The sequence below is a fragment of the Nostoc sp. genome (assembly GCF_036917465.1).
Classification (GTDB): Bacteria; Cyanobacteriota; Cyanobacteriia; order Cyanobacteriales; family Nostocaceae; genus Nostoc.
In genome coordinates this window covers 66,436-79,975 of record NZ_JBALDL010000104.1, presented here as the reverse complement: position 1 = coordinate 79,975, position 13,540 = coordinate 66,436, and the positions used below count along the sequence as shown (strand labels likewise).

At 42.5% G+C, this 13,540-nt stretch carries 12 protein-coding genes and 2 pseudogenes; 9 read left to right on the top strand and 5 right to left on the bottom strand.

All coding sequences use genetic code 11. The features are described 5' to 3' along the window. Positions 1-344 precede the first annotated feature (344 nt). Positions 345-584: pseudogene (locus V7K38_RS27795) on the bottom strand (hypothetical protein). A gap of 354 nt (positions 585-938) precedes the next feature. On the opposite strand from V7K38_RS27795, the gene V7K38_RS27790 reads away from it, so the two are divergent. The 6 genes and pseudogenes from V7K38_RS27790 (at position 939) to V7K38_RS27765 (ending at position 7,297) form a co-directional block, all read left to right on the top strand. Next, entirely contained in the window at positions 939-2,330 is a 1,392-nt protein-coding gene (locus tag V7K38_RS27790) for a malic enzyme-like NAD(P)-binding protein (RefSeq protein ID WP_334862720.1), read from the top strand. A 233-nt stretch (positions 2,331-2,563) separates the two neighbouring features. Next, entirely contained in the window at positions 2,564-4,846 is a 2,283-nt protein-coding gene (locus V7K38_RS27785; protein WP_334862718.1) for a PhoD-like phosphatase, read from the top strand. Positions 4,847-4,930: 84 nt separating this feature from the next. After that, positions 4,931-5,404 (top strand): hypothetical protein, encoded by a 474-nt coding sequence (locus V7K38_RS27780; protein WP_334862716.1) that lies wholly within the window; start codon positions 4,931-4,933, stop codon positions 5,402-5,404. 499 nt (positions 5,405-5,903) lie between these two features. Continuing rightward, positions 5,904-6,224: pseudogene (locus V7K38_RS27775) on the top strand (endonuclease domain-containing protein). A gap of 183 nt (positions 6,225-6,407) precedes the next feature. Continuing rightward, complete coding sequence (locus tag V7K38_RS27770) at positions 6,408-6,530, top strand: hypothetical protein (RefSeq protein WP_334862714.1); 123 nt, start codon at positions 6,408-6,410, stop codon at positions 6,528-6,530. A gap of 89 nt (positions 6,531-6,619) precedes the next feature. Beyond that, positions 6,620-7,297 (top strand): polysaccharide deacetylase family protein, encoded by a 678-nt coding sequence (locus tag V7K38_RS27765; RefSeq protein ID WP_334862713.1) that lies wholly within the window; start codon positions 6,620-6,622, stop codon positions 7,295-7,297. Between the two features lie 68 nt (positions 7,298-7,365). Here the strand turns inward: V7K38_RS27765 and V7K38_RS27760 are convergent, their stop codons facing one another. The 4 genes from V7K38_RS27760 to V7K38_RS27745 all read right to left on the bottom strand — a co-directional run bounded on the left by V7K38_RS27760 (position 7,366) and on the right by V7K38_RS27745 (position 10,258). Further along, the gene (locus V7K38_RS27760; RefSeq protein ID WP_334862711.1) at positions 7,366-7,917 is read right to left on the bottom strand and encodes an opioid growth factor receptor-related protein; all 552 of its coding nucleotides are present in this window, start codon (positions 7,915-7,917) and stop codon (positions 7,366-7,368) included. Positions 7,918-8,088: 171 nt separating this feature from the next. Next, entirely contained in the window at positions 8,089-8,502 is a 414-nt protein-coding gene (aroH, locus tag V7K38_RS27755) for a chorismate mutase (protein WP_334862709.1), read from the bottom strand. Positions 8,503-8,604: 102 nt separating this feature from the next. Beyond that, positions 8,605-9,426, bottom strand: coding sequence for a signal peptide peptidase SppA (sppA, locus tag V7K38_RS27750; RefSeq protein WP_334862708.1), 822 nt, complete (start codon positions 9,424-9,426; stop codon positions 8,605-8,607). A 535-nt stretch (positions 9,427-9,961) separates the two neighbouring features. Continuing rightward, on the bottom strand, positions 9,962-10,258 hold the full coding sequence (locus V7K38_RS27745; protein WP_094343410.1) for a hypothetical protein: 297 nt from the start codon (positions 10,256-10,258) through the stop codon (positions 9,962-9,964). Positions 10,259-10,704: 446 nt separating this feature from the next. On the opposite strand from V7K38_RS27745, the gene V7K38_RS27740 reads away from it, so the two are divergent. The 3 genes from V7K38_RS27740 to V7K38_RS27730 all read left to right on the top strand — a co-directional run bounded on the left by V7K38_RS27740 (position 10,705) and on the right by V7K38_RS27730 (position 13,480). Beyond that, positions 10,705-11,499: an MlaE family lipid ABC transporter permease subunit gene (locus V7K38_RS27740; RefSeq protein WP_334862706.1), complete on the top strand. Its 795-nt coding sequence runs from the start codon at positions 10,705-10,707 to the stop codon at positions 11,497-11,499. Between the two features lie 112 nt (positions 11,500-11,611). Further along, entirely contained in the window at positions 11,612-11,998 is a 387-nt protein-coding gene (locus tag V7K38_RS27735; RefSeq protein ID WP_334862704.1) for a DUF3119 family protein, read from the top strand. A 216-nt stretch (positions 11,999-12,214) separates the two neighbouring features. Then, entirely contained in the window at positions 12,215-13,480 is a 1,266-nt protein-coding gene (locus V7K38_RS27730) for a DUF3086 domain-containing protein (RefSeq protein ID WP_334862702.1), read from the top strand. Positions 13,481-13,540: the final 60 nt, after the last annotated feature.

Genomic DNA, 13,540 nt, shown 5'->3' with positions numbered 1-13,540 from the left:
AAATTATTTGTTTACTTGGTCTATCACCTGATATTTATGGTCATTTGGTCGATAATTCCTCTTAGTCAAATCCTATTACGCGAACGGTGAGTAATAAGTAATAAGTAATGGGTATTTACTCATTATTCATTACTCATTACTCATTTAATAGCTTATCAATATAATCCCTAAGCTTGTCTTGCCACCCAATAACTCCCTCTAGAGCTTCTTTCTGTCCTATACGCCCCAAACGGACGCAGAGGAATTGTCAGACTACGAATGTAGCAGAATCCGTTGAAGCGTCAAGAATCACCGAGGCTTCAGCCCGGTGAGTATTTCAAGAAACTGAGTGGTTATACGTGACTTCACAATGTATTTGGATCTAACTCTTGGGTTTTTCCTGCACGGTATTCAGCCATTGCTTCGGCTGCAAGGAAAGCGAGTCCTTCAGGAGAACGGGCGAAAGCGTCATCCCAAGAGCGTTCATCTTCTAGTTCTTCCAAAATCATCGCCGCGATGCCTGCGGCGGGCTACGCCTACGCATCTTGTTCATTAGCAGGCAAATTTTTGAGTTTGGCGATCGCTTCTTCAAGTAGCTCAGTCATGGCTGTTATACGAAAGTCATACTATAAATTATCTCTGTTTGCAAGCTGTTGCGGTTGTTAGGGTGCGATCGCAAATACTAGGGGTTTTACAACCCTTGCTTTCTTTGCCCTCCTACCTCTTACGCTTTGCCTCATGCCTTAGACATTGATAAAACTTTTAAAAAAAATCTGCTGTATTTGGGTACAATTACTAAATTCTGACTCATTTATATTAGTAAATACACTAGTATAAATAAAACAATTATCAAAACTGTAAGTAGTCAGGTCAGTAAACTAACTACTGACTACAAAACGTCAATTTTAGTTTTTGTCTCAATTCAATATAAAATCTAAAACTTAAAATCCTAAATCAACATGGCAGATTTAACTCCTAATTCTAGTTTTAGTTTGACGCTGCGCTTACAGATTCCCAATCGGATAGGGATGTTGGCATCGATAACCCAGGCGATCGCAACTACTGGCGGTAATCTCGGTCAAATCGATCTAATCGAGCAAACCCGCAAAGAGTCCACCCGCGATATTACCGTTGATGCTGCTAGTACCGAACATGCTGAAACCATTGTGCAAGCAGTAAAAGCATTGCCAGACATCAAGTTACTCAGTGTTTACGATCGCACCTTTAATTTGCATCGCGGTGGCAAAATCAGCATTACTAGCAGAATTCCTCTGAAAAGTGTATCCGATCTAGCAATGGCTTATACGCCGGGAGTCGGTCGAATTTGTACAGCGATCGCTCAAGATCCAGAGGAAGTTTACAAGTTAACCATCAAACAAAACACTGTTGCCATTGTTACCGATGGTAGTGCCGTTTTGGGATTGGGAAACCTCGGCCCAGCTGCTGCTCTCCCAGTCATGGAAGGCAAAGCAATGCTATTCAAGGAATTTGCAGGGCTAGATGCTTTTCCCATCTGTCTAGCCACCCAAGATACAGAAGAGATTATCCAGACAGTTAAGAATATCGCGCCAGTTTTTGGGGGTGTGAATTTAGAGGATATCGCTGCACCTCGTTGCTTTGAAATTGAAAAGAGATTGCGCGAAGAGTTAGATATCCCCGTTTTTCATGACGATCAGCATGGTACAGCCATTGTCACCTTGGCAGCATTGTTTAATTCTCTAAAACTGGTACATAAGACAATGGCAGAAATCCGCATCGTGATTAACGGTGCTGGAGCGGCGGGAATAGCGATCGCCCGCTTACTCCGTACAGCTGGGGCAGAAAAAATCTGGATGTGCGACTCTAAGGGGATTATCTCTAATAGTCGTACCGATTTGACAGAAGAAAAACTCGAATTTGCCGTGAAAGCTCAAGGTACGTTAGCGGGTGCAATGCAAGGGGCAGACGTATTTATTGGTGTCAGCGCCCCAGGAGTTTTAACACCAGAAATGGTGCATTCGATGGCGAAAGACCCAATTGTGTTTGCAATGGCAAATCCCATTCCAGAGATTCAGCCAGAATTAATCAGTAATGATGTTGCTGTTATCGCTACCGGTCGCAGTGATTATCCGAATCAAATCAATAACGTCCTAGCTTTTCCTGGTGTATTCCGTGGGGCTTTAGATTGTCGGGCAAAAACAATTACTACCACAATGTATTTGGAAGCTGCAAATGCGATCGCTTCTTTAGTCAAGCCTTCAGATTTAGATCGGGAGCATATTATTCCTTCAGTCTTTGATGAGCGAGTAGCCAAAGCTGTTGCATCTGCTGTGCAACAAGCAGCGCGTCAAGAAGGTATCGCTCGGAATTAAGTAAAAGACATCTCTAAAATAAATGTAGAGACGTAGCACTGCTACGTCTCTCTACAAAGGTTTTGGATAATGCTCTCCATGATTTTATGATTTCGGTTGTACAGCTTGCCTAACAATTTGTTCGTCCAAACGGTCAGATTAAGGAATGGCGAAAAACTCGTCCCCATTTGGTGATTGGATTATATAAATAAAGCAATATCATCTAAAACCCACCATTTTGTCAGCTGTTTGCAATGAAGTATCAAGTTGGGGACGAGTTCTTACAACAACTGCCGCTAATTTTGGCGGGGCCAATTCTAAAACATACTGAACCAGAGTCAGTGACAGTATGGGTGGCTCTAAAACAGTCTTGTCAAGTAGAACTCAAGGTTTATGAAACAACAAATGATGGTAAAGCGCTAGGAAATTGCTTATTAGAGGGAGAAGGCTCTACCTTTGCTCTGGGTAAAAATCTTCATGTAGTTGCAATAACGGCTCAATCTACAATTGGGTATCGCCTAACAGGAGGTTACATCTATGCTTATGACCTCCAGTTTACTATTGCAGACCAAACCCAGCAAATGCAACAAGCATTATGCTCAAACTCTTCTCCTACAGTCAGCATTAGCTACTTCGCTCATCAAAAACCAACCTTTGTTTTGCCGCCAAACCTTCTGCAAGATTTGCAAATTGTCCATGCTTCCTGCCGTAAACCTCATGGTCATGGGTTTGATGCATTGCCGATTCTTGACAGTTTGATTGAGGCTTCAGCCAATCAACCCCAACATCGCCCTCACCAACTATTCATGACTGGAGATCAAATTTATGGCGACGATGTAGCAGATCCGTCGTTGTGGGTTGCCACTACTCTTGGTGATGCCCTTTTGGGTTGGGAAGAACAACTGCCGGTGAATCGAGTTTACTGCACCCCCCAGCAGCTACCCCCTGGAGAACGGGCTGATGTGGCCACAAATCAAGCTGGTTTGACCGCAGGATTACATAATAAATCGGAGAAAGTTAACAGTCATCTGTTCAGCCTGGGTGAATATTACGCTACTTATTTACTAGCTTGGTCGCCAGTGTGCTGGCCGACTACATTTCCCCAAGGACACCAAGTAACGCGCGATCGCCATGCTATCAAAGATTGGAACCAAGCAGTCTGGCATTTACGCCAATTCATCTACACCCTTTGGAAAGTGCGTCGCGCCCTTGCTAATATTCCCACGTACACCATCTTTGATGACCATGATGTTAGTGATGACTGGAACTTAAACCAAGCTTGGTGTTTGCGGGTGCTGGGTCGTCCCTTGGGGCGAAGAATAGTCCAAAATGCTTTGTTAGCTTACACCATGTTTCAAGGATGGGGCAATACACCAGGACAATTTGCAAAGGGTAAAGCCGGTGAAAAGCTGTTGACGGCTGCACAAGCTTGGTCAGTTTCTCAAGGGATGGATGCAAAAGCTAATGAGGCGATCGCTCGTTATGTCGGGATGCCAGCCAACGATCCCGCTACAGGCTTACCTATTTTAGTCCGAGACGGTGCGGTATTTATTCTGGATCGAGATCCTGAAGCACTCACTTGGCACTATATAGTCAGAAGCGATTGCTATGAAGTAATTGTACTGGATACACGCACTTGGCGGGGTTATCCAGCCGATCAAAAACCAATCGCGCCGCCGATGCTGTTGTGTCCGCAAGCCTTTGAGCAACAACTAGTTTTACCTTTACAACAACTAGCTGAAGAAACTCAGATTCAAAATACATTTGTGATTGCACCCACGAATGTATTTGGAATGCAAGTCGTTGATTGGATTCACCATTGGAACTTAAAACAAGAGAAAGTTTTTTCAACTGATGTTGGAGATGCTTGGAACATTAACATGGAAGCGCTGGCGAAATTTTTAACCACCTTGTTTGAAGAACGTCAACAAATAGTTATTCTCTCTGGAGATATCCACTACAGTTCTGTTGCTCACTTGTCTTATACACGCACCCATTCCAAATTGCAGTCTGTCTTAGTGCAGTTAACCGCTAGTGCATTGAAGAATGAAGAGATTTTAACGCGGCTGATTCATACACGATTGAAACATTGGCTATTTCCCGAAAAGGTACGAAATTGGATCGGGTGGAGTTACCCACCCAATATGGTAGAAGTTTCTGCAAAACAATTACAGCATAATCGCCAGATGCTGGCTAACTCTGATTGGCATTGTGTGCTGGAGTGGATACCTCGAAACAGCGTTCAGACTTCTCGCTTCAAAGCAGATATATCATCATTAATAGCTCCCTGGAAACGAGCCAAAAAGGCGAAATTGAAATGGTTACAACCCCTGATGTTTTGGAAATTTCGTTGGGTTCAGGAGGGGAAAGAAGTTGTTGGATTTAATAATTTAGGTCTGGTTCACTTTGAATTTGCAGACGGGAGTAACTCTAATAAAGTTATTCAAGATTTGTACTGGTTTTCTTCTTGGTATCCCACCCAAGTTGTTTACAGCCGTTTTGAGAGTCAGTTAACGCCCAATCAATCTTTATTATGACGAGCGGCTTTGCCCTGCGAATAGAAATTTGTATTATATATCTGGGAACTCTAGATTTAAGAAATTTACTGGAGAGTAATTCCTATGTCTACGACCCCAGTTAGTGCAACACTGGCACAAACACAGAGAGATGAAATCTTACAAGCGATCACTACCATTAAAGAAAAGTTACCCTTTTTGGTTGATTTAAGTTCCGACGATCGCAAGGCTTTACCCAAGATGGGAGATAAGAGTCGAGCCTTTGTAAGCAAAGCATTAGAGGTGGCGACACAGAACCCAGAGTTTTTACCGCGATCGTTTGACTTAGAAGAGATGCGGAAGGACGTGCAGTTATTTGAAGCGTTGTATCCGGTGTTGTTGTCGTTGACACAATTGCAAGAACTCGTGGATGATACTTCTTTGGCAGTGGGTAGTGAAGCTTATGCAGCCGCGTTGCAGGTGTATAATTACGCTAAAGCCAGTGGACAAGGGGCAGGTTTAGATGGGGTGGTTGTGGAAATGGGGCAACGTTTTGCTCGTCAACCTGGAAAGGCGAAGTCTCAAAAGACAGCGTTGTAGAAAATAAGTCGGTAGTTGCACTTCTGAGGTGCAGCATTGAAGCTCAGAACTTGGATGTTGGAGTTAAAAGCTCGACATTCCGAGTTCTGAGCTTAATTATTGGAGTTCAGAGGCTCAACGTTTGAGTAAAAAGGTACAACTTCCGAGTTCAAAGGCTCAATGTTTGAGTAAAAAGGTGCAACTTCCGAGTTCAGAGGCTCAACGTTTGAGTAAAAAGGTACAACTTCCGAGTTCTGAAGTAAAAACTTTGGGTTCTGAGCTTCAATTTTTCTGTCAATAGCCTAACGTGTCGGATTCTGAGTTATTAGGTGAGGAAGAATAGAATACGAGCTAATTAACTTATCTATGAATAACAAATATAATCTATAATCAATCCCCCTTTTTAAGGGGGGTAGGGGGGATCAAAACTAGAACTATGACCAAAAACCTCAAGAATAGCGATTTCCATCTACCCTACAATCCAAAGCTTGTAGAAAGGGCAAAATAACTTCGCAAAAATATGACCCCAGCAGAAAAAAAGCTGTGGTATGGATATCTGATCAGCTTTCAATTTCGCGTTTTAAAACAACGACAGATTAATCATTTCATAGTTGATTTTTACTGTTCCATTTTAAAACTAGTGATTGAAATTGATGGGGATAGTCATTTTACAGATTAAGGACAAGATTATGACATGGAGAGAACACATATTCTGGAAGGCTATGGTTTAAAGGTTCTCAGGTTTACAAATAGCCAAGTTTTAAATCAGTTTGATAGTGTGTGGGAGCAGATACAGGGTTTGATCCCCCCTAACCCCCCTTCAAAAGGGGGGAAATTGTAGTTTAGTTTTTTTACAGAAGCGATCGCCTTTCAACCCCGCTCATCCAACCTCAGAACTCGAAGGTTGCACTTCAGAGGTTAAAGAGTTGAGCTAGAAGTTTAGAATTTGAGTTACAAGAGATATAGCTTACTGGCAGAAGGGTTAGACAATTAGTGAAACTCAGATCCAGTTACCGACAGATACATGGATTTGGCTTCTTGGCAGGAGTATAAGCAAGCGGTGTCTATTTTAGAAGAAGCTTTACGCCGAAGTCGTGAAATGAGTCAATCTGAAGTTGGAGCTTGGTTATTGAGCCAGTTTCAGTAAAAAGTTTGGAGCATTAGCACAACTAAGCAATCTCAAAACGAATTCGCAAGCAACATCTACAAAAAGTTGTCAGCAACAGATAAACGCAAATGCAGCTAGCTCCCTTATTCCCAATTGTCTATCGTATTCTCCAACCGAGTTTTCCCAATTGCCTTTGGCGTGGAAATCCTCATACTAAAGCGATCGCACTAACCTTTGATGATGGCCCCCATCCTCAATTCACACCCGAAGTTTTGGCAGTGTTAGATCGCTACCAGATTACAGCCAGTTTTTTTTGGTTGGGTGTTTGCGTCAACCGTTCACCAGCGATCGCCAAAGCTGTGAGCGATCGCGGCCACTGGATCGGATTGCATGGCTACGATCACCGTTCTTTTCCCCTACTTTCCCCAAATGACTTGAAGGACAGTTTAGAAAAAACCCAAGCTGCTATCTACAATGCTTGCAATCTACAACCCGAACAAGTGCGAGATGTGCGCCCCCCAAATGGTCTTTTTACACCTGCTACTTTAAAATTGTTTTTTCAATGGAATTATCGCCCAGTCATGTGGAGCGTTGTACCAGAAGATTGGGTGCAACCAGGTGTCAACACTGTAGTAGAGCGAGTTATGCAGCAGGTAAAAAATGGTTCGCTGATTGTCTTGCATGATGGTGTTTGCGGTGGACAAGATGTTGCTGCCATAATTCAAATTCTCATTCCGCAACTGCTACAACAAGGTTATGAGTTTGTAACTGTTGATACGCTGTGGCATCAAGCTAAGACTAATTAAAGTGTTGAAACTGTAGGCTCTTAGTCTCAGCCAACAGTTTCAATCACATCGGCATCCAACGAGATTGGTTACATTTTAATATTGGGTTTAACTGCAATTGTCCAATGCTGCAATGTTTCACCTCCAACGCGATCGCTATCTTCACGGTAGATTTGCTGTAAACACTCATAAAATGCTTGGGCTTGATTCTCCAATCCAAATGTCATTAAGCACTTTAAGATTCGGGTGATGCGAAGATAATTGTGGTTAAATATGCAGACCCATTCGCGTTTCCGATTCGGATAGTCTTCTGACTGGCTGACAACTATTTTTCCGTCATTACTCTCGTGGCGTTGTAACCCATAAAACTGAAGCATAACTGTCAAGGAGCGCAGCAAATTTTGACGGAGCCGGGGGTTGTTTTTAAATGCTTGAATTACTTCCTCATCAACGATGGGTGCATCAGGATTGAATGCACTTCGCTCAGGTAAAGGAAACAACCACTGAATATAATCGTGGGTACACTCTAATTCTTCAAAATTCCAAGTCCATATTTCTTGAATCGTGCGATCTTCTGAATCTCTTTGCTCCCCTAAGTAGAAAGGAACAAGCATTGCACTAAGTTGTTTTTGATGATTCATAAAGCAACATAAGTAGCTAGTTTTGTGGTTTTATTACGCAATAAGTTAAAGGCTTAAAACCTCGCCCTTTATAGGCGAAAAAGTTTTTTATTACAGGGTAGCTTAAAACATCGCTCCTTGTGGGCGACATCGTTTTCCCTATTATTTTTTATATGAATTTTCTTAAATAATTTACACTTTTGACTTAACTGCTGGCTGTGATGTCTGTAAAGGCTGAGGTAAACTCCAGTCAGGACGCAAGCTAGCGGCGTTGCGTAAATAGATATGATGAATTGAGGCGGAGGCTGGCAGATAAGCGTGAATTAAGAACCGAATACAGCGCTCTAAGCTACCTTCAACGTGCATTTGCTGCACATCCAACATAGCTACATTATCCCAACCTGGTCGCGCTCTGGCGATCGCAGCTGGAAAAATCACATCCAAGTCGCGTGTCACAGAGAAAGTCACACTAATCATATCAGTCGGCTGAAATTCATTGCGATTTTCTAGTTCATCCAGTAGTTCTGTCACTACGTCTCTGATTGCCTCAACAGTATTTTCGGAAACGGTTGTTGCTCCACGAATAGCCCGCATTTGCCACTCCACGCCAAAATCCTCCTAAAAACATAAAAGTTAGGAATTAGAAGTTAGGAGTTAGGAGTTAGGAGTTAAAACTCTCAACTTCTCACTCCTAACTCCTAACTCAAGCTAGGGACGATATAACCACAACGGTAAACCACTAGTAGACACTTCAAATTCGAGCCAATCAATACCAGATCGAATTCCTGATGAAAACTGACGACTCCCTGGTAGAAGACGGCTCAATAAGGGTTTACGTTCTTCTAGGGTATAGCAGAGAGTTTTTTCTGGATCGAGTCCAACCAATTCTGCTGTCCAGCGACGGGCATCTTCTTCTGTACCCAGACGGTCTACAACGCCCAACTCTAGGGCTTGCTGTCCAGTAAAAATTCGACCATCAGCGAAACTTTTCACAGCTTCTACTGTTAAAGAACGGCCATCAGCTACTGTTTGGACAAACTGCTGATAACTTGTGTCAATCAACTCTTGCAGGATGTTTTCTTCTGGTTGAGTCAGCTGCCGGTCAAAAGCCAAAATGTCTTTATAAGGGCCAGACTTAATTACCTGGAAGGAAACACCGATTTTTTCTAGCAAGCGTTCCAAGTTATTTCCGCGCAAAATCACACCAATACTACCCGTAATTGTGCCTGGGTTAGCAACGATGTATTCGGCTCCCACGCCGATGTAGACACCTCCAGAAGCCGAAATATTGCCAAAGCTTGCGACGATTTTAATTTTTTCGCGCAAACGCTTCAGAGCGCTATAGATTTCTTGAGAATCTCCGACTGTACCGCCAGGGCTATCGATACGGAGCAATAATGCCGGAAATTTTTTTTCTTCTACAGTTTTCAGTGCTTCTAGGACGCGTTTGCGAGTAGCACTGGCGATCGCACCAGTAATTTCAATCCGCGCAATTTGTTTTCTAAACTTGGGCTTAAACGGCCAAACCATGAGCTGTAAACATACCTCGTAATAAACTCAATATAAGATCCCCAGAGGTCATAAGACCTTTTTTGCTCTGTTAAGAAACATGAGCAGGCATTGTGTTTATTAAGATTTTAAGGAAGTTTTTATATTTTGCAGTGAGTTTATTTGATATTCTCGGTGAATGCTAATAAATTCCTTAAAATTTGCAGCCAATACACAATGTCAAACTCTAGTCTAGCGTCCAACGCGGTAGTTTAGCATAGACTATTTTAGCTGTTTTGCATAATTAGAAGTTTCAAAGTAACTACTATTATAGATTTTTGGCTGTTTTAAGATTGCTTTACTAGGGTCGCGCACATGCACTAATTATCAGTAAATGATAACTAATAACTAATAAGTATTTAATGAATAATTTCGAGAATAAATTTAATTAATAAAAATCCATTCAGCCACACCAATCCCTATTTAGGCTAATACAAGTAGTACTTTAACTTTGGGAAATCTCAATTTTTACTCTGTTGTACAACTCATGAACCCTTAAAAAAGCTATTGATATTATCTAGGAATCTATCCGTAAAATTTGATACCTATAGCAAACATACGTATCAAACAGCGCCCCGACAAAACTACAGGTTAAGCTAATGACAAATAATCCATGCAGGGGAGTTCCACTGCCAAAGATGGCCAGAAAGTGCATAATCTGAGTAGCGATCGCTTCAGTCAATTCTTGTAAGCCGGGAAAGGAACCGATAAGGGATAAAAGAAGCAGTACACCGCCCACAAAGAAGATGGGAGCGACAAAGCTAAAAATGATTGTAAGTAGTAAAGAGCGGAGAAAGTTAATGAAAATAGTCATTTAGGACAAACTCCGTAAGTAGAGACGACGCTAGCTAGATAGCGGCTTGTCATTTTCTACAATACGTGCGATCGCTCCTAAGCAGGGAATCTGTCAAAAATCTTAAGTTTTCATTAAAACAAACGGCTACTAGTTACAGCACGTGCTGGGGCTTCCAAAAATTACTTCAATCAATCAAACCCTTGCAAAATCAAGCTTGTGGTCAAGATTAGTACCTATTCATTGGTTTGCAGCACGTTTAATCATAGCTTTCTATTCTGAGAGCATCTATTAATCTAAGTTAATATTCAGTCCCCTTATGAGCCAGGGGCATGAGGGAAACGAGGTAGAAATAATCATTCCCAATTCCCCATTCCCAATTCCCAATTCCCAATTCCCCATTCCCCATTCCCCATTCCAATGACTTCCGCTATTCTTAAGGCAGTTACCGAGTTAGCTACAGAACATTGAACCAGACTACATCCAAATCCAGTTTAGGAGAATGGAGTCAGCGATTGCTGGCAGCGATTTTTCTGGGTGGGCAAGTCCTAGTTCACCTATTGAGGGGCAAAATCCATCGGCGCAACACCTTAGAACAAATGGCAGCTGTTGGGCCCGATTCCCTATTTATTGCCCTCTTGACGGCTATTTTTGTCGGTGCAGTGTTTACCATTCAGGTAACGCGGGAATTTATTAACTTTGGCGCAGGAAACATTATCGGTGGAGTACTTTCTATAGCGTTGACACGAGAACTCTCTCCCGTGTTAACAGCAGTGGTTTTGGCGGGGCGAGTCGGTTCTGCCTTTGCAGCCGAAATTGGTACTATGCGAGTCACAGAACAAATCGATGCCATGTTGATGTTAAAAACAGATCCAATCGATTACTTAGTTATTCCCCGCGTTCTTGCTTGCTGTTTAATGTTACCGATTTTAACCCTCCTATCTTTGGTAACAGGGATGTTCGGAGGATTCATAATTGCGACAAATATCTACAACCTTTCTGATACGGTATTTCTAGACTCAGCCCGTAACTTTCTTGGTATCTGGGATATTTTTAGCGCCATGATTAAGGCGTGTTGCTTTGGCATTTTAATCGCCGTAATTGGTTGCAGTTGGGGATTAACGACAACAGGAGGAGCCAAAGGTGTAGGACAGTCAACCACAACTGCTGTTGTGACTGCTTTGCTGATTATATTTGTTAGTAACTTCTTTCTTTCTTGGTTAATGTTTCAGGGGCTTGGCAGTGCATTCTTGAAAGGGTAATAAAAATTAGGAGTTAAGAGTTATGAGTTAAAACTCCGAATTCCTCACTCCTAGTTCCTGACTCCTAAAATAGGAGATATGCCTACTAAAAAATAAAGCAGGATTTAAGACTGTGACCAGTTCATTTGCTACCAACTCTACATCAACTGTGGAACTCAAGCCTAGTTATAATATACCTATAGTGTTGGTGATTGCCGCTATTCCACTATTGTTAGTACAACCGTGGATAGGCTCTATTTTCACACTGTTTGGTTTGTTTCTGATGTTTCAGGCGTTAACGCTGCGGTTGCAATTTACCGTCACTGACTTAGATATTTACAGAGGCGAAAAGTTGATTCGGCGCTTTCCCTACCAAGAATGGCAAAACTGGCGAATCTTCTGGAATGGAGTTCCCATCCTGTTTTACTTTAAAGAGATAAAAAGTATTCACTTTTTGCCCATTTTATTTGATCCCAACGCCTTGAAAACTTGCTTAGAACAACGTTGTCCGCGTATTTAGTGCTGATACCGATTACAGTACTTGGGGATTTTGCCCCAAGTCTTACCAAGCTTGATTTATGTAGCTTCACAAATAATTGGTATGAGTGCCATCTGTGCTGAGTCGTTTTGATCTAAACTCATAACTCAGCACTCATTACTCACGATTTTTATGGCAGGTCAATTGTAATATTTCTAAAAGCTATTTATTCGCGTCATAGGAATTACACTACTGTTTATGAACCCAGAGGCATCTCAAACCCCAGAACCAATTGATGAGCGGTTGGCAGAAAAACAAGAACAAAACAATATGGTTGAACATCCTGTCAATCCATCTGTTGAGTCAGTGGGAGAAACAGGAGGCGTTAGCTCATCAGAAGACTACGCAACTTTTGCGCCACTCATCTCCAATGCAGAAGTGGTAGATACTACAGTAGAGCTAACAGAAAATTCAAATGGCGAGTTTGTAGCGCAACCCGAACCGGAAAATACTGCACTGGGGTCAGAAATCGGATTGTCATTATATGCAGAAGCAGAGCAGCGAGTGGCAGAGTTGCAGAGTACTGAAGTAGCCCTCAAGGAAGAAATAGGCAAGCTGCAAGCTTCTTACAAAACCCTTCAGGCACAAGTTAGCGAAACTCAAACCTCACTGGGACGATTTGTGCAAGAGTCTTTGGTGCAGTTAGAACAACGCAAACAAACCCTGCAAATTTCTGTAGAACAACTAGAACGCCGCCAAGAACGTATTCGCAACGAAATGCGAACCACTTTTGCTGGTACATCCCAAGATTTGGCAATTCGGGTGCAGGGTTTTAAAGACTATCTCACGGGTAGCTTACAGGATTTAGCTGTTGCAGCTGAACAATTGCAACTAACACCAACTGTAGTGGCACGCGAAAAACCATCTGTGAAAGAGGTTAAACCTGTTGAACCCCAATCTGGAATCCCACAATTTGCCCAGCAGCAGTTTCAAGACACTACAAAGCAAATTCGTCGCCTAATTGACCAATACCGCAATAAACCAGATTACTACGGCCCAGCGTGGCAACTACGCCGTACCTTTGAACCAATCCATGCAGAACGAGTCTCGGACTGGTTTTTTACCCAAGGGGGACGGGGTGGTTTGCGGACAATGGGTAGCCGCTTACAGAATATTTTAATTGCCTCGGCTGCAATTTCGATATTACACAAGCTGTATGGCGATCGCGTCCGTACTTTAATCTTAGCTAATACACCGGAGCGATTAGGTGAATGGCGGCGCGGCTTGCAAGACTGTCTGGGAATCGGTCGCCCAGATTTTGGCCCAGACCGGGGCGTGGTATTATTTGAGGCATCTGATGCTCTAGCTCAGAAAGCAGACCGATTGACAAAAGCTAATCAACTGCCCTTAATTATCATTGACGATTCAGAGGAGCAAATCAGTTTGTCACTACTGCAATTTCCCCTGTGGTTAGCCTTTGCTCCTGACCCCAAAACCGTGAGAAACTATGATGATGATTTTTAAATGAGTTATTGGGCATTGGGCATTGGGCATTGAGCATTGGTTTATCCCTCCCTACTTGTC

Excerpts from the sequence above, each read along its gene's own strand:
- V7K38_RS27790 (WP_334862720.1), top strand. The coding sequence starts at position 939 with ATGGCAGATTTAACTCCTAATTCTAGTTTTAGTTTGACGCTGCGCTTA.
- V7K38_RS27785 (WP_334862718.1), top strand. The coding sequence starts at position 2,564 with ATGAAGTATCAAGTTGGGGACGAGTTCTTACAACAACTGCCGCTAATT.
- V7K38_RS27780 (WP_334862716.1), top strand. The coding sequence starts at position 4,931 with ATGTCTACGACCCCAGTTAGTGCAACACTGGCACAAACACAGAGAGAT.
- V7K38_RS27770 (WP_334862714.1), top strand. The coding sequence starts at position 6,408 with ATGGATTTGGCTTCTTGGCAGGAGTATAAGCAAGCGGTGTCTATTTTA.
- V7K38_RS27765 (WP_334862713.1), top strand. The coding sequence starts at position 6,620 with ATGCAGCTAGCTCCCTTATTCCCAATTGTCTATCGTATTCTCCAACCG.
- V7K38_RS27760 (WP_334862711.1), bottom strand. The coding sequence starts at position 7,917 with ATGAATCATCAAAAACAACTTAGTGCAATGCTTGTTCCTTTCTACTTA.
- sppA (WP_334862708.1), bottom strand. The coding sequence starts at position 9,426 with ATGGTTTGGCCGTTTAAGCCCAAGTTTAGAAAACAAATTGCGCGGATT.
- V7K38_RS27745 (WP_094343410.1), bottom strand. The coding sequence starts at position 10,258 with ATGACTATTTTCATTAACTTTCTCCGCTCTTTACTACTTACAATCATT.
- V7K38_RS27730 (WP_334862702.1), top strand. The coding sequence starts at position 12,215 with ATGAACCCAGAGGCATCTCAAACCCCAGAACCAATTGATGAGCGGTTG.